Source organism: Ferruginibacter sp. (assembly GCF_014377975.1).
Taxonomy (GTDB): Bacteria; Bacteroidota; Bacteroidia; order Chitinophagales; family Chitinophagaceae; genus Ferruginibacter.
In genome coordinates this window covers 1-21,572 of record NZ_JACMOO010000391.1, presented here as the reverse complement: position 1 = coordinate 21,572, position 21,572 = coordinate 1, and the positions used below count along the sequence as shown (strand labels likewise).

General features: G+C 39.7%; 19 protein-coding genes. 7 read left to right on the top strand and 12 right to left on the bottom strand.

Annotated features, from left to right (window positions below; all coding sequences use genetic code 11):
- From H7254_RS19365 to H7254_RS19325, 9 genes are all read right to left on the bottom strand, one after another.
- The coding region (locus tag H7254_RS19365; RefSeq protein WP_301934541.1) for a hypothetical protein at window positions 1-383 on the bottom strand (383 nt) is incomplete at its 3' end.
- A gap of 78 nt (window positions 384-461) precedes the next feature.
- Complete coding sequence (locus H7254_RS19360; RefSeq protein ID WP_301934540.1) at window positions 462-1,007, bottom strand: YbhB/YbcL family Raf kinase inhibitor-like protein; 546 nt, start codon at window positions 1,005-1,007, stop codon at window positions 462-464.
- Window positions 1,008-1,113: 106 nt separating this feature from the next.
- Window positions 1,114-1,662 carry a hypothetical protein gene (locus H7254_RS19355; RefSeq protein WP_301934539.1) on the bottom strand — a complete coding sequence of 183 codons (549 nt, stop codon included), beginning with the start codon at window positions 1,660-1,662 and terminating at the stop codon, window positions 1,114-1,116.
- Window positions 1,598-2,284 (bottom strand): hypothetical protein, encoded by a 687-nt coding sequence (locus H7254_RS19350; RefSeq protein WP_301934538.1) that lies wholly within the window; start codon window positions 2,282-2,284, stop codon window positions 1,598-1,600. Before H7254_RS19350 ends, H7254_RS19355 begins: the two co-directional genes overlap by 65 nt.
- 3 nt (window positions 2,285-2,287) lie before the next feature.
- The gene (locus H7254_RS19345) at window positions 2,288-2,515 is read right to left on the bottom strand and encodes a hypothetical protein (protein ID WP_301934537.1); all 228 of its coding nucleotides are present in this window, start codon (window positions 2,513-2,515) and stop codon (window positions 2,288-2,290) included.
- 498 nt (window positions 2,516-3,013) lie between these two features.
- Complete coding sequence (locus H7254_RS19340) at window positions 3,014-3,427, bottom strand: hypothetical protein (protein ID WP_301934536.1); 414 nt, start codon at window positions 3,425-3,427, stop codon at window positions 3,014-3,016.
- Between the two features lie 55 nt (window positions 3,428-3,482).
- Window positions 3,483-4,058 (bottom strand): Spy/CpxP family protein refolding chaperone, encoded by a 576-nt coding sequence (locus tag H7254_RS19335; protein ID WP_301934535.1) that lies wholly within the window; start codon window positions 4,056-4,058, stop codon window positions 3,483-3,485.
- Between the two features lie 11 nt (window positions 4,059-4,069).
- Entirely contained in the window at window positions 4,070-4,399 is a 330-nt protein-coding gene (locus H7254_RS19330; protein WP_301934534.1) for a hypothetical protein, read from the bottom strand.
- A 1-nt stretch (window position 4,400) separates the two neighbouring features.
- Complete coding sequence (locus tag H7254_RS19325; RefSeq protein ID WP_301934533.1) at window positions 4,401-4,973, bottom strand: RNA polymerase sigma factor; 573 nt, start codon at window positions 4,971-4,973, stop codon at window positions 4,401-4,403.
- 1,132 nt (window positions 4,974-6,105) lie between these two features.
- Here H7254_RS19325 and H7254_RS19320 point away from each other — a divergent pair.
- The 5 genes from H7254_RS19320 to H7254_RS19300 all read left to right on the top strand — a co-directional run bounded on the left by H7254_RS19320 (window position 6,106) and on the right by H7254_RS19300 (window position 14,631).
- Window positions 6,106-9,177, top strand: a complete 3,072-nt coding sequence (locus tag H7254_RS19320) for a TonB-dependent receptor (protein WP_301934532.1) — start codon at window positions 6,106-6,108, stop codon at window positions 9,175-9,177.
- 33 nt (window positions 9,178-9,210) lie between these two features.
- Window positions 9,211-10,791, top strand: a complete 1,581-nt coding sequence (locus tag H7254_RS19315) for a RagB/SusD family nutrient uptake outer membrane protein (RefSeq protein ID WP_301934531.1) — start codon at window positions 9,211-9,213, stop codon at window positions 10,789-10,791.
- A 20-nt stretch (window positions 10,792-10,811) separates the two neighbouring features.
- Window positions 10,812-12,509, top strand: a complete 1,698-nt coding sequence (locus tag H7254_RS19310; RefSeq protein WP_301934530.1) for an IPT/TIG domain-containing protein — start codon at window positions 10,812-10,814, stop codon at window positions 12,507-12,509.
- Between the two features lie 228 nt (window positions 12,510-12,737).
- Window positions 12,738-13,685 carry a hypothetical protein gene (locus tag H7254_RS19305; RefSeq protein WP_301934529.1) on the top strand — a complete coding sequence of 316 codons (948 nt, stop codon included), beginning with the start codon at window positions 12,738-12,740 and terminating at the stop codon, window positions 13,683-13,685.
- A gap of 484 nt (window positions 13,686-14,169) precedes the next feature.
- Window positions 14,170-14,631 carry a GNAT family N-acetyltransferase gene (locus tag H7254_RS19300; RefSeq protein WP_301934528.1) on the top strand — a complete coding sequence of 154 codons (462 nt, stop codon included), beginning with the start codon at window positions 14,170-14,172 and terminating at the stop codon, window positions 14,629-14,631.
- Window positions 14,632-14,794: 163 nt separating this feature from the next.
- Here H7254_RS19300 and H7254_RS19295 read toward each other — a convergent pair whose 3' ends face one another.
- From H7254_RS19295 to H7254_RS19285, 3 genes are read right to left on the bottom strand one after another with little or no spacing between them, the layout of a single operon-like run.
- Window positions 14,795-15,904 (bottom strand): Gfo/Idh/MocA family protein, encoded by a 1,110-nt coding sequence (locus H7254_RS19295; protein ID WP_301934527.1) that lies wholly within the window; start codon window positions 15,902-15,904, stop codon window positions 14,795-14,797.
- A 38-nt stretch (window positions 15,905-15,942) separates the two neighbouring features.
- Entirely contained in the window at window positions 15,943-16,809 is an 867-nt protein-coding gene (locus tag H7254_RS19290; RefSeq protein WP_301934526.1) for a sugar phosphate isomerase/epimerase, read from the bottom strand.
- Between the two features lie 39 nt (window positions 16,810-16,848).
- Window positions 16,849-19,869 (bottom strand): PVC-type heme-binding CxxCH protein, encoded by a 3,021-nt coding sequence (locus tag H7254_RS19285; RefSeq protein ID WP_301934525.1) that lies wholly within the window; start codon window positions 19,867-19,869, stop codon window positions 16,849-16,851.
- A gap of 131 nt (window positions 19,870-20,000) precedes the next feature.
- Between H7254_RS19285 and H7254_RS19280 the strand changes: the two genes are divergently transcribed.
- Both H7254_RS19280 and H7254_RS19275 read left to right on the top strand, forming a co-directional pair.
- A complete protein-coding gene (locus H7254_RS19280) occupies window positions 20,001-20,870 on the top strand; it encodes an AraC family transcriptional regulator (RefSeq protein ID WP_301934524.1) in 870 nt (289 codons plus the stop codon).
- Between the two features lie 333 nt (window positions 20,871-21,203).
- A partial coding sequence (locus H7254_RS19275; RefSeq protein ID WP_301934523.1) for a hypothetical protein occupies window positions 21,204-21,572 on the top strand: 369 nt, incomplete at its 3' end.

Here is a 21,572-nt window from a genome sequence, read left to right as displayed (position 1 = left end):
GGAATAAAAAGGGTATTGTAGCCACTTGCTACAGTTGTACCAATTGTACCAGTTGCGGCAGGTGTACCTGTATAACCGGTTGCAGAAACAGTGATCGTTTCTGAAGTTAATGTTGAAGTACCATTAAAACTAAGTGGAATGGCTACACTTGCCTGCCCTGCAGTAAGGGTTGTGGTATAAGTTTTAGGTGTAAAATCATTTCCCGAACTGATAATGGAAAAAGTAACCGACCCAGCTATTGCATGTGCCAATGCAACAGTTAGCGATGTACTTTGTGCTGTACCACTATTGGTAAACGAACTTTGCGACAGGAAAGCACTGCTAAGTGAAGGCGTAGTACTGCTGGTAGCTAGTGTATCAGTTTTTTTACAGCCTACCAACATGTGAGCAATAATAGTGCAATAAATTTGGTTATCTTTTTCATTTGCTAAAGGCTTTCAGTTATTATTTTAATAGGTTGTTTATGATCGTGTGTAGGTTACGGTTAAAGTGGAAGTACCAAGCGTGATGGTACTCATGGCACTTAATAAAACATCCATTGTTACTGCGTTGGCTGCTACGGTAATAACAGGTTGTTTAGAAAGTGCGTACACCGTAATTACATAGATTTTTGGTCCAGGCCCTTGTGAGCAGGGTGGTGTATAACTCATTTTCCCATCCACCGTATTTATTCCGAAAGTACCAATGCCACTTACTGCGTCAGGTATATTGCTTACCGCAGCACTTAAGTTATACAGGCATATATAAACATGGTTAGCTCCTGTTGGTGGCACGGTATGCATTGTAATAGCGTAGGCATTTGTACCGGCAGGTGCATCTTTCCAAGAAATGGCAGGAGAAATACCAGCACTATCGCAGGTGTACAATTTAGGAAAAGTTCCATTGTTTGTAAAGGCTGTGCTAAATGCCACTAAAGTACTAACTGGAGTTGTAGATCTAGCAAGATCACTGCTACTCTTTTTACATGCTGTAAAAAGCAATGGAAGCAAAAATAGTAAAACGTTCATTTTGTTTATTTTAAAACTAAATAACATATTGTTGTTGTAAAAAGGATTTGATCTATCGGCTTTTCTTATAAAGGCCAATCGCCTGGCTTTGATTTTTATAACCAAACTAACGTTGATACTGAGCCGTAGTAGTTACATTACTTGTATTGATAAATGTAAAAAAGTAATTGTTTGATGTGTTCCAATTATCATTTACATAGCCATAACTTGAACCTATTTTATATTGTAGTGAATAAGCGTTGGTGCCTGTAAGGGAAAATGTGGTAATACTGGCGCCGGTTAATGGGCTGGTTGCTGGCCTGAAAGGTGATGAAAATGCCTGTGGCAGAATCTGGTTTTCCGGTGCTGCAGTTGCAGGGTCGGTAGCTACCACTCCTCTCATAGCCCCTATCACGTAAGGATAAGTGCCAGTACCATGATAATGGTATGTGCCACCGTTGTAAATATGGCCATGGCAGGTATCTAAAGCATTCATTGGTGTGCCATCTGGTTCTTTTGCACCATACACTGCAAATCCATCCAATGCAAAGGCGATGGGTTGTAAACCAGAAGTGGTAGATAGATGTAAAGGAGCTGCATGATAATGATAGTCATCTCCTTTGCCACAATGCCCCCCAATTGTCCAACTCTCCAATAAGATAGGAATCTTCTCCACGGTTATTTAATGCATTAAAAATAGGAACACCATTTACGGCCAATGCAACAGCGCCTTTCATAAAGTTGCTTTTTGTACTCATTGGTGTAGTTGCATATACGGGTTGCAATGGAATAGACCAACTATTAGTACCTGCGTAAAATTGAGGTGTAGGTACTTGTTGTTGCCAATTGGTGATACCTGCCATCATGTTGTGTGCCGGTAAACCGTTTGAGGCAACCGTATAATAAGTGGTCCCAACTGCGGTTGTTACAAATGGAGTGTATGGCGCAAATGCTGAGTCTAAAAATGTAACCCTTGTTATTGGTATCGTGGTTGTTGTAACCGCTGTTGTGTTGTCATTACTTTTTTTACAGGCTACCATCAAACAAACCGCTGCAATTGCAGACAGTGAAAAGTTCCAGCGATTGTTGCCGTAAGAATTATTTTTTCTGTTAAGTAAATGTACGTTGGCAATAATGAGCAATACCAGCAAACCAAAGAACAGGGAAACGAGGAGGTATTGTGGATTTTTCACCAACTCAGTTTTATAACTGTTAACCGGTGCGGCATTAAGCGCTTCATTTAATTGTTTGAATTTATTTATTTTAAAACGTGCCAGCAATTGATCTTGTGCCGACAATGATTAAACGGAGACATAAATTAATTTTCCTCCCAATTGTTCCAGCACAAGTTGGTCGCCATAGCCTTTTGAAAAATTACCCATAACGATTTGTCCATTGGTAAGGGTCCAGCTATTCAGTACATCTCCCTTGTGATAATGGCCACCAGGGTGTGCAAACACATTACCTGCTAAAAGCCAAAGCAGTGTTACGAGGGTTAATTTAATCAACATTATTTTTAGTGTTTTCATGTTGGAGATATAGTTTCTTGTTAAAACGGAATAAGCTGTTTCAGTTAAATAATTTATTTCTGTTATTGCATAATTAAAGTTCAAAATCGTTTGCCGTAAAAGTGAGTAACTTGCTTACCGGTAGGCAGATACAATAATGATAAATATCACTTTATTCTTTACCGGTAAAAAAATTAACTTAAGGAGTTTTTTATTGTATTATTAAAAATCTATTTCTTTTACAATATTTTTTAAGCTGCAAGTACAGTTAATATAGTTGGGTAATTTTTTTAATACGCCAATAGGTATTTTATCAGGTATAGATGTTTAGGTTGTCCAGTTACTTTTATTTTTATTGGTATAATTTATTGTTAGAATAATTTACGGTAGAAAAAATAGCCTTCTATTGTATGTTTAGGCTACCCGATTTATTTCTTTCGTAATTCGAAAACGCTTTTGTTAGAAGCCCAATCATCTTAAAATAATTTTATCATTAGTAAACGAACATAAAAAATTTTATTACTGAAGAGGCGGTGGCGGAGGTGGTTCGTTTTGCCCTGTAGGTTTTGGCGGATGTAATTTTTTAGCGGCCGTCTCATATTTTTTATATTGTTCTTGTGTCAATATTTTTTTTACTTCTTCATCCCTTTCCTTTATTAAATTATCCATTTTCGCCTTTATTGTTGGGTTTATTGTAGCAGTTGATGGGGGCTCGTTTCCATGTAATTTATCTGCTGTATTAAAAAAATTGGTAAATATTTTTTTAACGGCTGTTTGCTGTGTTGTATTTAATTGCATTTCTTTCTGCAATATTGTATTTGTCTTTTTTAGCCGCTCTTCAACAGTGGGTGGTTTATGTGGTTCCTGCGGGGGCTGTGCTGTTGTAGTAATGCCAAACAACATTAATGTTGCTAAAATAATTTTTATTTTCATAATTTAAATTTGCCTATCGACGCATGAGTTATTTATAATCCTTCGGTGCAAATATTTATTTTTCTGGTGGTGGTCTATCGCCATGTTGTTCATCCCGTGGCGGATGGCTGTCACCATTTTGATCATCAGGTGGTGGTTGATCAGGACCACCGGAACGTCGTTGTTCTCCCATCCGATCAATAATCTGTTGTATAATTTCATCAAACTTTTTTTGCTGCTCAGCATTACACAAGGCCCTTACTTTATTAAAATGTGCTAATGTAAGCAGGTCTATTTTTTCTGTAATACGGCTTATTACGGTAGCGGCAGTTTGCTTAATACTGTCAGGTGTATTTTGCTGTTTAAGTAAATTAAAAAAGTTTTGTTTTGCATCTTTTATCGCTTCATGAAATTCTTTTATTGCTTCCCTGTGTTCCTTTGCCAGTATTTTCAACTTTGCCTGCTGCACTGCGTCTAACTTTAATTCCTTTACTAAAAAATCCTCTGGCTTTCCTTTGGGTTGTTCTGTTTCTTCCGTGTGTTCTGTTTGTTTTGCTTTACCCAGCCAAAACATAGCAATGGAAGCGGTGTTAACCGCCAGCAGCAACACTACCAGCCATGTCAGCATTTTGTTTTTTGCTACGTAATTCATACTATACTATTTCAAAAAGGTGATGAAATGCTTTGATCATACCACTCAGCAAAATTTTGCAAAGCAGTAGCTGAAACTGTAGCAGTAGGTTTCTTTGATGTAAACAGCTGCGTAACCATCATGCCATTTACAAGCAGCAGTAGTGCCAGTGCACCAATTATCCAAACCGGTTTCAATGGTAAACCCCAGCCTTGCAGCGGCAGGTAATTTTCCCCACCTATATGCCCGGCAAGCATCCTGCCTTTTAGTCTGGTATAAAAGAAATTATCTGTTTCTTCTTCCCGCATACCAAGCAGGCTTTGAAGGTGCTCATCAACCAATGGTGTAAATTTCGGTTTCATTTTATTTATTTAAAGTTTTGTAATAACCTTCTAATTGTTTTTGCAAATTCACCGTTGCTCTGCTCATGAGCGATTCAACTGCTTTTACATTTTTTTGCAGAATGGCGCAGGTTTCCTCATAGTTCATTCCCTGTACTTTTATTAGTGTAAAAGCCAGTTGTTGTTGTTCGGGTAACAATTTAATGGCTTTAAATAATACTGCTGCTTTTTCCTTATTTTCTATCAAAATACCTGGATGATTAAAAGATGCACCCGCACTTTTCTTTTCATTAGGCATCCACCAGGGTAATAGCTGATTCAATTTTTGTCTTGTCTTTCGTCTTCTTATTTTATCCAATGCTTTTCTAACTGCTATCCTGTAAATCCAGGTTGATAGTGATGATTGTTCTTTAAAAGAATTAACCGATTCAAAAACCTGTATGAATGTTTCCTGCGCCACGTCTTCAGCCTCCTCCCTGTCTTGTAAAATATTAAATACAGTACTATAAACCCGGTTACGGTAGTTTTCTACCATCCACCGGAATGCACTTTCATTGCGCTGTTTCAATTGTTGTATTAGTTCCTGTTCGTTCAATTGTTATATTATAGACGCATCAGTCTCCTTATATCCTTCTGTAGCAGATATTTTTTATGAAAATATAAAGACTGACTAAAGAAAAAGAATTTTTAAAAATAAAAATAACATAGATACTTTTCCCTTTTTCACAATAAACTTTTTACTTTCAGTCAAAACTTAATTTTCTTTCAATAATTCCATCAACCGATAATTAATAAAACAGCCCGTTGTGCAGTTAGGCAGCATGGGCATGGTTTAAATGATTGATAGGTTTGTTTTTTGTGTAATTTCTAACCGCACAACAGTTTATGCTATATTGTTCCTATAATTTTTGAGGTTTTAAAATAATAGCATCTTTTAGTTTTTTTAACCATCCGTAAGCTGTTTACCGCTTGGGTGTTCCTCTGTTCTTCAGTAATTAAATTTTTAAATAAGCAAATGTTAACACAAATTGTAGCAATTAGTAACAGAATGAGATGCCCCAAATAAATGTTTCATTCATTTTTAAAATTCATCTTTTAGCAAAAGAATTGCTCCTGTCTTTTTAGTAGTAAGTTATACCGCTTCATTAATAACGTGAGGATATATTTTCTTCACAGTAAAGTCTCCTTCTGATCTGGCGTGTTGGCCAGGGATAGTTGCCGGGAGCAAATTTTTAAATTCACACGTTGTCAACACGACAAAAATAAATTTGCTTAGGTTTTAGCGTATCCTACCAAAAATACACAATTGCTTTCCTTGTTTGCAACTTTTGTCTACACATAACCAATATGAAGTGTTGCGTAGGTAAGTGATTACCGGAATGCTGACGATGCTTACGCTACTGGCAATCAAGGCCATCGTCGACTTACAAACAGGTACAGAAGCCATCTTTTGATAGTAAAAATAAGTACGGATTTAAAAAATTTAATTGCTCGCTTCCAAGATACACCCCGGGAACTGGTTAAAAAATTAATAAAAAAAGATAATAAAGTACAATAGTTAGGTTAAATGTTAAAGTGCAAAAAAATGCTAAATCTGCTTAATATAAAGTACGCCAGAGACATAGAATATTTATTTTGTGATGAAGGAGCATTAACGAGGGATAAAAAAGTACTATTATTTTAGATATTAGTCGTGGTATCTTTGTGGCATAAAAAAACGAATTGTTATGCGAAATTTAAACAAAAGGTGCTTCCTCATTTTAGCCTTTCTCTTTTGCGCTTATCTCACTTGCCTGGCGCAGGTTTCTTCCAAATCAGTTTCGGGAATCGTAACGGATGAAAAGGGAATAGCCCTGTCCGGTGTCACGGTTTCTGTGAAGGGAACAAACATTACTGTCATCAGTGATAAAGACGGCAAGTATGCTATTACGCTTCCTGAAAAATCAAAAAAACTGGTATTTAGTTATGTGGGTATGCAATCGGAAGAAATGATTGCCGCAAAGTCCGGCTCACAGAACATTAGCCTGAAATCAAGCGCCGGTATGTTATCGGATTTTGTTGTAGTAGGGTATGGTACCGTAAGAAAAAAAGATTTAACCGGGGCAGTTGGCTCCATTAAAAGTGATCAGATAACCCAGGTTGCTACTACAGATGTAGTGCAGGCAATGCAGGGCCGCATAGCTGGTGTACAGGTTATTGCCAATAGTGGTGAACCTGGCAGTGGCGCACAGATTCGGATCCGTGGTATTGGCTCAATCAATGGCAGCGATCCTATCTATGTGGTAGACGGCTACCAAACAGGTGATATCAGTTTTCTTGCCCCGGGCGATATTGAAAGCATTGATGTGCTGAAAGATGCGTCTGCAACGGCGATTTATGGTTCACGGGGTGCAAATGGTGTTGTGTTGGTTACCACAAAAAAAGGTAAAAAAGGGCCTGTAAAATTTGTTGTTGATTCTTATGTAGGTAATCAAAAAGCCTGGCGTACCATTCCAATGGTAAATGCTACTGAGTATGCAAATCTTGTATTACAGGGCTATGCCAATGACGGAAATCCGCTGGATACAAGCAGCCAGTTGTATACCCGGCTTAACTACGTAAGGCAAAATAATTATCATGGCACCAACTGGCAGGATGAGGTAATGCAAAGCGGCTTTATGCAAAATCATTCATTGAGCATTGCCGGTGGTAATGATCAAAATCGATTTCGCCTGAGCGGCACTTATTTTACACAGGATGGAATTGTAAGAAATTCCTCCATGAAAAAATATTTTCTCAATTTTAGCAATGACCTTACTATTAATAAGTGGCTGACAGCGGGGATCAGCGGAGCCTTTACTCACTTTGATAAGAATTACTACAATTCTGATTTATACAGTGGTGTGCTTACAACAGCCCTTGCCGCAGATCCGCTAACGGCTGCCTGGGATAAGATTACCCATAACTGGGGACGGGCGGATATCTCATATACCAACAATCCTGCAAGAGCAGTAGACGAATTAAAAAACAATAAAGGATATGGCAACTATATCGTTGCAAACGCATGGGCCGAAGCAAAAATCATTAAAGGACTTTCATTTAAATCACAGATTGGTACCAGCTTAAATTCGGGCCACAACACAAGTTACTCACCGCAGTTTTTTATTGCCGTTGATGAAGCCAGAGATCAGAGTTCATTGTGGGAAAGAAGAAGCGAATCTAAAAGCTGGTTGTGGACCAATTACCTGAACTATACCAAAACCATCCAAAAACACAACATCGGTGCAATGATGGGTACCGAATTGCAGCAGAGCAGTTACAACGATTTTTCTGCAACTGGCTATAATGTGCCGGCAGATAAAGATCTGATGTATCTCTCCTCCAGTCAGAGTACAGATTTTACAGTTTCAAGCAACCAGAGCCAAACCAGCATGCAGTCTTTCTTCGGCAGGGTTAACTATGGTTTTGATAGTAAGTACTTATTGACTGCGACTGTTAGATATGATGGATCGTCGAAATTTCTGGGCAATAACCGCTGGGGTGTTTTTCCTTCCTTTGCCGGTGCCTGGGTTCTGAGCAATGAATCGTTTATGCAAAATTTTAAACCGCTTAGCTTATTCAAAATAAGGGCAGGCTGGGGTAGAGTAGGCAATGAACAGTCTGCAAATGCATACGGTTATGTTACTTCTGTTAGCGGAAATAATATCTATGTTTTCAACGATCAGCTTCAACAGGGGTTTGCACCCACCACCCTTAGCAATCCAGAATTAAAATGGGAGGTGAATCAGCAAACAAATGTTGGGGCAGATATTAACTTCATGCAGAACAGGTTAAGTTTTACGGCCGATTATTTTGACCGTCAAACTAAAAATATGATTGTAAGTGTGCCAATTCCTTCTTATGTTGGCGCTGGTGCGCCAAGGGTGAATGCTGGTACAATGAGCAATAAAGGGTTTGAATTTACCGGTAGCTATAGTGGCGGCAACCAACTTAAATACAGGGTGGGTGCCAATATAAGTTTTATTAAAAATAAAATTACAAATCTTGGTGGCGGTGCGCCGCAGGATGGTGGCGGTATAGGCAAAATTGGAAATACCACCCGTACACAGGTGGGCATGCCCTTTCCTTATTTTTATGGATTAAAGACAGATGGCATTTTTAACACCCAGGAAGAACTGGACGCTCATAAGAATAAAGATGGCCTTGCTATTCAGCCAAATGCCCACCTCGGAGATGTGAAATTTATCGATGTCAACGGAGATGGAAAAATTGATGACCTGGATAAACAGAATCTTGGTAATCCGTACCCTGATTTTCAATATGGGTTTAATGCTGATCTTTCTTACAAAGGCTTCGACCTGCGTATTTTCATACAAGGGGTGCAAGGCAACAGCATCATCAACGGAATGAACTGGAATACAAGAAACGGCAGCAATGCCGGTGGTGGATGGAACAATTTTGAAACCATACGCCGTGAAAGCTGGACTGCAGCATCGCCTAAAAACAATCAGCCCAGAATGACAGCTTCTGATCCAAACAACAACATGCGTTTTAGTGACCGTTATGTAATGGACGGAAGTTACCTGCGACTGAAAAATGTGCAGCTTGGATACTCGTTGCCAACGCACCTTTTAAATAACCTGAAAGTATCAGGTTTAAGAATTTATGTTGCGGCAGATAACCTGTTTACGCTTACCAGGTATGAAGGGTTTGATCCTGAAATTGGAAGCTATTATGGCAATCCTTACTCCTATGGTGTGGATGTGGGTACTTATCCTCAATCACGCACTTTTCGGGCAGGCATTAGTTTAAACTTCTAACACGTCAATTCTATCATCACAAAATTAATCAGAATGAAAAATATTAAAAAGTTGTTCATAGTTACTGCTGTTTTTTTACTGTGTGCAGGATGCAAAAAAGTATTGGACAAAAAACCGGAAGGGATACAGACGGAAGAAAATTTCTTTTTAGACCCTAAACAGGCGGTGCTTGGCATCAACGCAGTATATGATGTAGCATCCTGGGACGAAGGCCCGGGGGCAGGCCACAATTACGAATGGATGTACGGCGATGTAATGAGTGAAGATGCGGAAAAAGGCAGCACGCCAGGTGATTTTCCTACCATTACTGATTTAAAAAAATGGAGGGTTGATCCTGCAAATTCTCCATCAGGAAGTACCTATAATAATATGTGGCAGGGAATATTTCGGGCCAATACAGTTATTAAGAATTTAACGATCGCCACCTGGGATCAGCAGTTGAAAAACCGTATCATGGGCGAAGCCTATTTCATGCGGGGGTATTTTTATTTTTACATGGCCCGATTGTTTGGTGGCATGCCGCTGTTTGATGCACCGGTGCTGCCTTCACAGTTTGGTACTACGCCAAGGGCCGACCTTGCTGCTACCTTAAAATTTGTAGAAGAAGATTTTAAAAAAGCAAAAGACTTACTGCCGGAGAAAAGTGCTTACGCTGCTGCAGATTTGGGGCGTGCTACTAAAGGTGCGGCCAACGCGTATCTGGCCAGGGTTATTCTTTACCAGATTGGAACTGTAAACACCAATGGTCATACCCTGCAGGAAGTGTATGATATTACCAACGCAATTACTAACTCCGGGCAGTACAGGCTAATGGCAAACTATGCACAGATATTTGAAGATGAAGGGGAGAATAGCGGCGAATCAATCTTTGAAATTCAATTTAAAGCAACTTCCGAATCATGGGGACCGATTAAAGCGGGTACTACCAATAATATCATTCAGAATAACCGCAAACTTTGGGGTTGGGGCTTCAATAATCCAACTACCAGTTTGGGCAATGAATTTGAACCCAACGATCCAAGAAAGGCCGCTTCGATGTACAAAGACGGAGACATCGTGCAGGGTATTAAACAGGTGATTGACTTTCCAAACGAAAATGCTACCGGTTATCTAAACCGTAAGGCTGCAATTCTTAAACCATTGGAAGCAAAAGCAAGTGGACAAAACATCCGCAAATTTCGCTACGCCGATGTGTTGCTGATGAAGGCAGAGGCAGCCGCGGGCATCAATAAGGAACAGGAGGCAAGAGATATCTTAAACCAGATTCGTGACAGGGCACGCCTGAGCAGCAAGCCCAAAGGTTCCATTGAAGGAACACTTACTTACGAACCAACTGGTGCACCTGAAAATACCCTTCCGCCCATTGATGCAAGTGTTACAGGAGCAGCGTTAAAAGCCGCCATTATGCACGAACGCAGGGTAGAGCTGGCAGAAGAAAGTCTTCACCTATGGGACCAGATCCGGTGGGGAACGTATATGAGTTCGTTGCCTGCCGACGTGCGGGCAAATGCCATGGCCCGTTCCATCACCGGCGGCGTAAACCCCGTGCCGGTTTTACCAATTCCACAAAGTGAAGTTCAGTCGTGGGGGCTTCAGCAGAATGCAGGTTATTAATCATTAAAAAATTATTAAGTATGAAATATTATTCTAACAAATCTGCATATAAACTTGCATTTGTTTGTTCAATTGGGTGGATGCTTTTTTTAAGCTGCACCAAGGTAAAAGATTTCTCTTCCGGCTACGACATTAAATGGCCGGTACCAAAGATTACCGCTATTACACCAGTTAAAGATACCATTGGAAAAACTATGACTATTACCGGTGAAAGTTTTGATAAAGTCACCAAAGTGTCGATCGGTGTTCCTGAAACGCCCGCTGAAATTATTACCGCATCTGCCAATAGCATTCAGGTAAAAATTCCCCGTACAGTTTCTGCCGGACCTGTGACTGTGTATACCAACTATAAGCAAACCGGCGTAAGTGCCGAATCCTTCACACCCATTTTTCTGGATGTTAATATAACCGGATGGCCTACACGCATTACCCGTGGACAGGCGTTTGTAATTAAGGGAACAAATATGGATATGGTGCTGGAGGTAGATGTAAACGGAAATAAAATTGCCGTTTCTCCAACAGCCAGTTCTTCACCGGATCAGTTAAGTGTAACCACACTTGGCTTCGTGTTGCCCGACCAGATAACTGTAAAAATAACCAAGGCAAAAGCAGGTATTGTAAATGGTACTTCCTCAATAATCAAAGTAGAAAACCCAAGCAATTTCTTTATAGCGGTTGATCCGGTAGTAATATTCGATTTTGAAACAGGTGCTAACCCGTTTGTTGCCGGTAACTCTGGTGCGATTAGCGGATTTAATACCAGCGGTGCAGCAAAAGCCCGCGATGCCCGCTATCTTTCTGTACAAAAAACCGGCGCTGTTGCCTGGCAGGGTTTGGGAGACATAAACTATTCTACCCCCGTTAGTCTGTCGACTTTCCACAAGCCCTATTTTACCTTTCTTGTAAACACACGTGGCAAAGATGGTTATATGCAGGCCGAGTTTATTCAAAACGGTACACATTGGGGAATGCATTTTAAAGCCGCCAATTCTTCGTTTGACTATAACTTAAATACCACCGGATGGACCTGGGTGAGCGTTGAATTAAAAACAGACAATCTTGAAAAATGGAGTGGTTCCGGAACTTCTTTTGATCCGCTGGGAACCATTGATGCGATTGCACTGGGCTTTAAGCGTGGCAATGGCACTAGTTCCGATTACGAAATAAACATCGATCAGCTGATGATTACGGATGGCCCGCAAAAGCCCGTGGTAAAAGCGTTTGATTTTGAAGATGGTGTAAATCCCTATAGCGGAACGGCAACCAACGGCATCAATCAAAGCGGTATCGCTACCAAAAGCGGCAACAAATATCTTACCGTTGGGCTGACCAATGCTGCCAACTGGAAATGGACGGGTGATATCAGTAAAGCAGGACCAATAGACCTTTCAGCAGTTGCAAATCCTTATATAAATTTCTGGATAAACACCAATGGGAAAAAAGGATTTTTTCAATTAGAAACTAACCAGTCTTCTGTAAAATGGGGTGGCGACCTCAATTCAAGTGACTATTTTGTACAAACAACCGGCTGGAAATTATACAGCCTTCGTTTGGCAGATATCGACTGGAGTAAATGGGGTGGAAGCGGAACTGCAACATCACTGGATGTGAAAGGCATACTTGACTATTTTAAAATTGGATTCAGCACCGGGAATGTTGCCGGGGGCTATGAAGTGAATATAGATGACGTTTATATTTCCGATGGTCCGATGTTTTAATAATATCGGTATAGGTTGGATCAATTGATTCGTGGTGTTTTATTTTAATAAATTTTTTAATCCAATGCAGGTGGCGTTAAGTGAAATGAGGATTGTCCATGATCAATCGTCAAAATTGCACCATTGACAATTCACGATTCACAAAACAATTCACCACACTTGAATTAACAATGCACTGGTAAGAAAGCAATGCATTGAGTACCTGACCAAAAAATGAAATTAAGCTATATGAAAAAGATATTTTATTTGCCGCTGTTCCTCCTTTGGATTTGTATCGGTTGCAGTAAGGGTAAAACCACCGCTGCACCGTTTGTATATGTGCCGCCCGTAACACCACCGGTAGTTGTTGTGCCTGGTACAACCGTATCAGATACCATTTTAAATGGTGTCAATCTTCAGCCCTCTTATTACAACGACGGTAATCCAAACGTTGACTGGGCACTGATGAAGCAGCAAACAAATATTAAAACGGTGCGTATTGAGATTGAGCCTGATAAAGCAACGCAGGCTAAAACCTGGATTGCGCAGGCAAAAACGAACGGATTAACCGTAATTGCTACCTACCACAAATACACCGTTTTAGGATCAGACGATGCAACAGAATTAACCACGGCGGCAAACTGGTGGAAGAATAATTATGCAGCACTTGGAGGTAATTTTATCATTAACATGATGAATGAGTGGGGCAGTCATAACATTACCCCGGCAGCTTATGCTACTGCTTATAATTCAGCCATTGCGATTGTAAGAACGGTTTATAGCGGTCCGATTGTAATTGATATTCCGGGCTGGGGACAAGAAACTTATACGGCTTACCAGGCAGTAAAAATCAGCAACCCCGTTATTGCCGACACCAACATCATCCTTTCTGCACATATCTATCCCAATGGCTGGAACCAGGGAAGAAATCACAACATACAACCTTCCGACCTGGATGACATAACTAATACAGGTAGAAGGGGAATAATAGGGGAATTTGGAAACGGCGCAACAGGAAATGTTGACTGGGCCGCCTGTGTAGACAAGGCTAAACTGAAAGGCTGGCCGGTTTTAGGCTGGTGCTGGAATGGCGATGGTGGCGCAATGAATATGGTTCAGCCTTCCTGGGCCTCAAACGCCACGGCCAACAGTTTCACACTAAGTTCTTATTTTTCGGTCATATACAATAAACTATAAAATAGCGCCACGTTTTAATATTTTTTTTTGCTGAGTGAGATGATATATTGTTACCAGGTTTAATGATATCGTCTTCAATTTTCACGCTGCTTTTCAAGAGCCTCCGTCCTTCTTCATTATACAGGTTCATGAAAAACACAATGGCTTATTTCTTTGTTTTCCTTTCTCAGTCAAGTTGTTTCGGCTAATGGTCCAGAACTGCACTGAGAAATCCCATTCGCAGAAAAGAACCACAAATAGGATACACGAATCGCAACATTTTCATAACTTTATGATACGGCGTTCGGCCAAAACATAAGGATACATTTTCCATTTACTTCATCACCTTTACCTGAGCCGAATGGATTCTATTTTTTGAAATTACCAACGGTTATGATCGGGGGATGCAACTGGTAAAAAGTTTTAAAAAATGAAATGGATGCATCAGTATTCACATTGGCATGCTGGTTTAAAATAACAAGTACAAATTGTTTAATAAATTCTGATGGATAATATTAAAATCAGGGAAGCGAACGAAAGCGATTTAACTGTACTCATTGAGTTTGAACAGGAAATTATCAAGGCAGAAAGAGCGTTTGACAATAGTTTGAAAGAGGGAGAAATACATTATTACAATTTTCAGAATTTAATAGCATCGCCGAAAGTAAAAGTAATAGTTGCTGAAATTGAAAATGAAATTGTAGGTTCAGGATATGCTGAAATAAAAGAAGCTGAACTTTATTTAAAGCACAGTGAGTACGCCTACCTGGGCCTTATGTATGTGAAACCCAAATACCGGGGAAAAGGCATTAATCAGCAGGTTTTGCAAACCCTGAAAAAATGGATTGTCGAAAAAAAAGTTACAGAAATTCGCCTGGTAGTCTATGACGCGAATACCCTCGCAAAAAATGCCTTTCAGAAGGAAGGTTGTAAACCCCACGTTCTTGAAATGCGAATGGGAATATAGCCATTTCATCCCGGCGGGGTTTTTCCGCTGTATCTTTCAGGAAGAACGAAACTATCAGCCGCAACAAAAATGCCTTGTATTTGATTGCTTCTTTTACAACTGAATGGTTACCATAAATTATTAAGGTATCAATTTAAAAACTGCAAATAATTATATAATGGTATTAAAAAGTAAAATCGGGTAGTTCCCTGATTTTACCACCATCCATAGCCGATTCGTGTGCTAAAATACCCACGCAAGTTATATTGGCAGATTGTTTTGCATTCGGAAATGGCGTACGTTCTTCCGCAAGTGCCGTCAAAAATTCATGCACCAAGTGTGGGTGCGAGCCACCATGACCTGCCCCTTGAATAAAGGATAAATGCTGGTGGTCATCTGCATCGTACACACCGCCTGTTGTAAATGCCTGTATTTCTTTGGGCAGTAAATGCGCATAATCCGGCACGGTTACTTTTTCCGGTGTTTCGCCGGTGTGTATCACGGGTTCCTCCTCAGCAATCAAGCTCCACTCAAATGTTTTTTTAGATCCATACAGATCAAAACTTTCCCTGTATTGCCGGGCAGTATTGAATAAAGAGCGGGTAACTTCAGCACTTAAATCAGAATCTTTATATTTAATATGACAAGTTTCAATGGCAAAGGGAGAACCGTATTTTGGTATCAGGTGTGCATCAATAGTACCGGAACCAAAGCAGGAAACGTAAGCAGCATTTGCTTTTGCCAATGCCATTAAAGGGCCTACACAATGGGTAGCATAATGCATGGGCGGTAACCCTTCCCAATAACCTGGCCAGCCAGCCATTTCCTGCTGGTGGGATGCCCGCATAAATTGAATTTTACCCATTTCCCCGTTCTCCACCATTTCCTTTACAAATAAAAGTTCACGGCTGTAGATGACGGTTTCCATCATCATATAGATTAAGCCGGTTTCCTTAACTGCATCTACTATTTTTTTACAATCGTCAACAGTAGTAGCCATCGGCACCGTACACGCAACATGCTTTCCGGCCCTTAAAGCTTTAACAGATTGTTCTGCATGTAAATGTATGGGCGTATTAATATGTACGGCATCAATCAATGGATCTTTCAGTAATTCATCATAATCGGTGTAGCGCTTTTCAATACCAAATGCATCAGCAATTTCATTCAGTTTTTCTTCATTTCGTTGGCATAAAGCATACATGGTAGCATTGGGATGCCGTTGATAAATTGGAATAAATTCACTTCCAAACCCCAAACCAATTATAGCAATATTAAATTTTTTGTTTTCCATGATGATGATTTAATCAGGATAAAATATTTTTTTTATAATTATTTAGTGGCCCATTTTTTTAGAAACTGTAGTCCTTCAGCAGCAAAAATATCCTGACTTTCCGCAAGCGGATGCCAGATACATACGGCTTCCGACAATTCCTTGTTGTCGGGTGTAAAACTCTCTATCGAAATAGTTCCGTTATAGCCTATAGCTTTCAATCCACGGTGATAGGCGGCCCAGTTTGTTTGTCCGGTACCCGGTGTACCGCGATAATTTTCTGCCACTTGTAAATGAATTAATTTGTCACCCACCAGCTTAAGGGCAGCCTCAATATCGGGCTCTTCAATATTCATGTGAAAGCCATCTAACAAAACCTTTGCTGCCGGGTGATTAATATCATCAATCAATCGCAGTACATCTACTGCGGTGTTGATTAAATCTGATTCAAATCTATTGAGCGGCTCAAGAGCAATCAATAAATTTCTTTCAGCAGCCATTGTGCAAACAATGCGTAGATTGGTAACAGCCAGGTTCCATTCCGCCAGTCGTTTTTCGGGCGATAACATCCTTGCTTTTCCAACAGCCGAATACATGGGACCAGCGAAAAAAGGAGTATTCCATTGCTGGCAAAAATCCATACAGGTTGCAATGTATTTAAAACAGTTTTCATGCACAACAGGATCAGCACTTGTAAGATCTCTTGTGCTGCCAAAAGCACCGCAGACCAATGCTTTTAAATTGTATTTTTTTAGTGCGTCACTTACTGCCATAGCATCAATCAGCGAAGGATCTTCAACAGCAATTTCGACTACATCAAAACCCATAGCTGAAATTTTAGCAAACAGTGGCTCCGCCGATGCGGTAGTAAAGGGGGAAGTCCATAACCAACTGCTAACGCCAAATTTTACCTGTAATGCCATCATTATTTTTTTATTATAAAAAAATATTTTCTATGCTTTCTATTACTCTACTTCCATCACTCCCTGCATAATTCTCCAATGACCCGGAAAGGAACAGATAAAAGGATATTTACCTTTTGTTGATGGCACTTTAAATTTCAAAATAAATTTTCCATCCGGATTAATAAGCGGCGTATAAAATAATACTTCCGGCATTTTCGGAATATAATTAGCATTTAAATTCTTAGCATCCTGTGCCATTATATCAGTCGCTGCCCCTACTTTTTCTAAGCTACCAGGCTTTAATATCAATAAATTATGTTGCATGAAATCAATATTCTCAAACCTGATTTGTACAACGGTTCCAGCTTTTACCTGTATAAGCGGCTTATCATATTTCATTGCGTTCTTAATCGTTCTTATCACAATTACTTTATCTGCTTTGCCCATAGCAACAGATTTGTTTGCAGACAATATTTTAGTATTTCCTTTTAGTGTACCCCTTAGTAAAATACGTTGCAACAGCGAATCGTGCTGCAATCTATTTTTATCAGTTTTGGATAATGCAGTATACGCTTCCATAAAACCCTGTTGCTGTTTGGCCGACGCTATAAATATTGCTTTACTGATCCAGTAATCATGGCTATTTTTTTCATCTTTCAGCATTTCAAATAATTGACTACCCAATATATTTACAGCAGGAAGGCTGGCAGATTTTAATACTGCTGCAAGACGTACCCTTAAATCAGGATCTTTAAAAACGCCGGCACTTACCAGTGCTTGTGCTATTGACGCAGTGGCAGGTAAAACATTGATGGCTGCTTTTCTTACTCCTGCAGCGGGATGCTTTAATGCTGCTGTAGCAATAGCTATTGCCGTTTTATTTTTCCCATCAAGTGCTTTTAAACCATGCAGCGTCCAAAGCGCATGAATAGCAGGAGCATTCAGGCCAATGATATCAAGTTCTTTATTATTGATTAATTCATATAATGCAGGCAGCACCGTTGTGTTACCCGATTCAACCAGTAAGCGCTGAGCGGTCATACGCCAGAATAAATTATCGTTTGATAATGCATTAATTAATTGGGGTAAATTATTTTTATCCAGCGTTTTTATATCGCCCGTTTTTGATCCGGTATAAACGATTCTGTAAACTCTACCTCTTGTTTTGTCTCGCAGTGGATTGATATACGCATTTCCTTTGCCATTTTCAAATCCTACTGGTGTTGGATTGTGCTGAATAATAAAATTGTACCAGTCGGCAACCCAAACGGCACCATCAGGTCCAACCTGGGCCTGCACAGGGCCAAACCAATTATCTGAGCTGGCCAATAAATTCCAGCCATCTTTTTCTTTAAAACCAGCCCCATCTTTTTCCATAATGGCATTGTGAATTACCCTTCCGGTAGGTTCGCAAACAAAAGCCACCCGGTTCCAGTATTGCTGCGGGAAAGATCTTGCTGTGTAAAGGCCATGGCCTGCCGCAGCTGTAAAGCCACCCTGTACATCCACCTGGCGAAGTTGTTGCGTAACGGAATGCATCGCATAATGACCGTCAATTTTTTTTATACCTGGCTCGGGTATGCCACTTACCCTGTCAAGATCACTTTTAGGAATACCGTAAAAAGCACTATGGGTGTTATTTGCGGTTGATGTAAATACATCAAACTCTTCCGAAAAACCAAGTCCCCAGGTATTATTACTGGTTTTGCCTAAATATTGAAGGTTTTTTCCATCCGGATTAAGCTGGTAAATACCCTGGCTAAATGTAAGGGTATCTTTTTTGCCTGCGAGTCCTTTAAAACCCGAATAGCCTACTACTCCCCATATCTTGTTGTCAAAACCATATCTTAAGTTAGAAGGGCCCGCATGGGTATCAAATGTTCCCCAGCCGGTTATTAGTGTATCTCTTTTATCTGCCTTATCATCTCCATTGGTATCTTTTAAAAAAAGAAAATAGGGCGCCTGCGAAACGACGATGCCTCCATTGGCAAAAGTGAAGCTGGTGGGGAGATTTAGTTTATCAGCAAAAATCGTAAACTTATCAGCCTTACCGTCGCCATCGGTATCTTCCAATATTTTGATCCTGTCATTACCTTCATTTTTATTTTCTTTTACAGAGTTAGGATAATCCACTGTTTCAATCACCCATAAGCGTCCCCGTTCATCCCAATCCATATAAATGGGTTTTACAACATCGGGTTCGGCAGCAAATAATTTCATCTCAAAGCCAATGGGCAATTGTGTTAATTGCATTGATTGTTCCGGACTTAGCGGTGCCTGTAATTGGGGAGGTGGACTTACTTTTTCGTAATTAGGAATATTGGCAGGCGTGAAGCTTAACGTGGGTAAATTCAATTGCTGTAATTTTTTCGCAGCTTCGTCTCCAAGCGCCCATAATACCCCATTTTTAAGCAGGTGTAAAAATCCGGGATTTTTCCAGGTACGTTCATCATGTCCATAAGCCGTATAAAAAACTCTTCCTTTTCCATAATTACGCACCCAGGTATATGGTTCGTGGTGTTGTCCTTCCACCCGCTCGGTTAAAACAGTAATTTCTTTACTAAATTTATCATGTACATACGTTTCATCGAAAGTAGAAAAAGCAGCCAGCCCTTTAATAGCCGGATGGTTTGGTTGAACGATTGTCATAGCAAATGAATCTAAATGATGGCTTAAAAACTGCCCGCCAATTAAGTCAACCACGGCATCATTATTCCTGAAACAATAAGAGGCGCAATGTATGGGAATAAAAGCCTTGCCCTCGTGTACAAAATCCAGCAACGCTTTTGCCTGCTCATTGGTTATGCTGTCGTAATTAGCGTATAAAACAAGCCCATCATAGTTTTTCAGGTTGTCTTTATTAAGATCTGTTATTTGTTCTGTGTAGGTTGTATTTATTCCCTCGGCAAATAATTCTCTGGATAGTAATTCTGCCGGAAGGCTGGAACTGTGGTGTTCACTGTTATGACCCAAAAATAAAATTTCAAGTCTGTGTGGACTTTTGTTTCCTGGTGCCTGATAGTTGCTTAATAATAGTATTTGGATAAGCAACAATCCAATGGCAAGTTTAAATATTCGCATGGCTGAAATTTTTTGTGATTGCAATATCCTACAATTATTTAATTTTTATTTTTCCTATTATATCTATTTTTAACTGTATTATATCTTTATATTGAGAATGAATAATATTTTAAAGCAAATATTCAGTTAATTTGAAAGCAGCTATCCAAAAATCAAGGATCCCACCAAACCGGGTATTTATTATAAAAGATTTGCGGGATAAACATTTTGACCCCATTTGGCATTTCCATTCGGAATACCAGTTATTCTGGGTTTCAACCGGAAGCGGAACAAGATTTGTAGGCGATAATGTAAAGCCTTTCAATAAAGGTGAGCTGGTGTTTACCGGCCCAGGTCTTCCTCATCTTTGGCGAAGCGACGATATTTATTTCGATAAGCATACCACTGATCATTCAAAAGGAATTGTCCTCTATTTACAGGAAGATTTTCTGGGCACCGATATCATGCAAAAAAATGAATTGACAGACATCAAAAAATTGTTGCAACGTTCTACCCGTGGATTGGAATTTTATGGTGCTACCAGGGCCAAGGCTGTTGCAATCATAAATGAGATAAAAAATGCTACCGGCATTTATAGTGTTATCAGGTTGTTAGAAATGCTGGATGTATTGGCACATTCTAAAGAGTTCAACTATATCTCCAACGAAAGAAATACAAGACCTTACAAAGAAGCCGAGGCCAACAATATGAATAAAGTGTACGCATACGTAATGGATCAATTTAAACAGGAAATAAAACTGGAAGCGCTGGCATCAATCATGTGTATGACGCCCACTTCATTCAGCCGGTATTTTACTTCAAAAACAAATAAATCATTTTCCCAATTCGTTATTGAACTTAGGATACAACACGCTTGTAAACTATTGCTACAGGAAGAACAATCTATTGCCAGCGTAGCTTACGACTGCGGGTTTAAAACCCTGTCAAATTTCAATAAGCAATTTAGAAAATTTATCCTTCAAACGCCTTCAATATACAGAAAACAGTTTCTGGAAATGTAATGAGATCTTATAAAATTGAATGACTAAAACAGCAGGTGTTGCATTGTAATTTTTTATAAAAAATAATTTGGCCAATCAAATCTTTAAAACGGTATCTCAACCCAGCTTGCAATTATCCATCCATAAATCCGCTCTGGGCCTGGGTTTCACTTTTTTAAGATTAGACGGCAAACTGCTGATTTTTTATGGGTAAATGGTTTGTGCTTATATTTTATGCTGCATAAATTTTAGCTACGGCTTCAACTGTTTCGCTGAGGGAACGAATAATGATTGAGCGTTCAAGTTCATTAGTGGTATTTTATCCGATATTTACAATAAATACATTTAAATAGTATGAAATATAGAATCTATGTTTATTGCTTGCTTTTTTTCTTTGGATGGTCGGCTGTTAGCATGGCGCAACATCCCATCCTGGATGCAATTAAAAAAAGTACGGCTTCCCTAAGTTTACAGAATGGCAACGCCACAACCGAAGTGCAGGTAGCCCGAAAATGGAATGGCAATTTTTGCACCATCACCCTTCAAAATACCAGCAAAAAAGATCTTCGGTTAAAAGAAGTAGTGCTATTTCATGCGGATCATTTGTTTAACGGAAACACACCCTTTTACGCAGAAGGTTTTCAAATGCTAAGCCAGTACCGCGGTACATTGGCCGCACCAAAACTGGTGGGTGGTTATGATGATAACGTGCATTATAAATTG

Excerpts from the sequence above, each read along its gene's own strand:
- H7254_RS19335 (WP_301934535.1), bottom strand. The coding sequence starts at position 4,058 with ATGAATTACGTAGCAAAAAACAAAATGCTGACATGGCTGGTAGTGTTG.
- H7254_RS19345 (WP_301934537.1), bottom strand. The coding sequence starts at position 2,515 with ATGAAAACACTAAAAATAATGTTGATTAAATTAACCCTCGTAACACTG.
- H7254_RS19340 (WP_301934536.1), bottom strand. The coding sequence starts at position 3,427 with ATGAAAATAAAAATTATTTTAGCAACATTAATGTTGTTTGGCATTACT.
- H7254_RS19285 (WP_301934525.1), bottom strand. The coding sequence starts at position 19,869 with ATGCGAATATTTAAACTTGCCATTGGATTGTTGCTTATCCAAATACTA.
- H7254_RS19330 (WP_301934534.1), bottom strand. The coding sequence starts at position 4,399 with ATGAAACCGAAATTTACACCATTGGTTGATGAGCACCTTCAAAGCCTG.
- H7254_RS19290 (WP_301934526.1), bottom strand. The coding sequence starts at position 16,809 with ATGATGGCATTACAGGTAAAATTTGGCGTTAGCAGTTGGTTATGGACT.
- H7254_RS19295 (WP_301934527.1), bottom strand. The coding sequence starts at position 15,904 with ATGGAAAACAAAAAATTTAATATTGCTATAATTGGTTTGGGGTTTGGA.
- H7254_RS19320 (WP_301934532.1), top strand. The coding sequence starts at position 6,106 with ATGCGAAATTTAAACAAAAGGTGCTTCCTCATTTTAGCCTTTCTCTTT.
- H7254_RS19315 (WP_301934531.1), top strand. The coding sequence starts at position 9,211 with ATGAAAAATATTAAAAAGTTGTTCATAGTTACTGCTGTTTTTTTACTG.
- H7254_RS19310 (WP_301934530.1), top strand. The coding sequence starts at position 10,812 with ATGAAATATTATTCTAACAAATCTGCATATAAACTTGCATTTGTTTGT.
- H7254_RS19300 (WP_301934528.1), top strand. The coding sequence starts at position 14,170 with ATGGATAATATTAAAATCAGGGAAGCGAACGAAAGCGATTTAACTGTA.
- H7254_RS19305 (WP_301934529.1), top strand. The coding sequence starts at position 12,738 with ATGAAAAAGATATTTTATTTGCCGCTGTTCCTCCTTTGGATTTGTATC.
- H7254_RS19360 (WP_301934540.1), bottom strand. The coding sequence starts at position 1,007 with ATGAACGTTTTACTATTTTTGCTTCCATTGCTTTTTACAGCATGTAAA.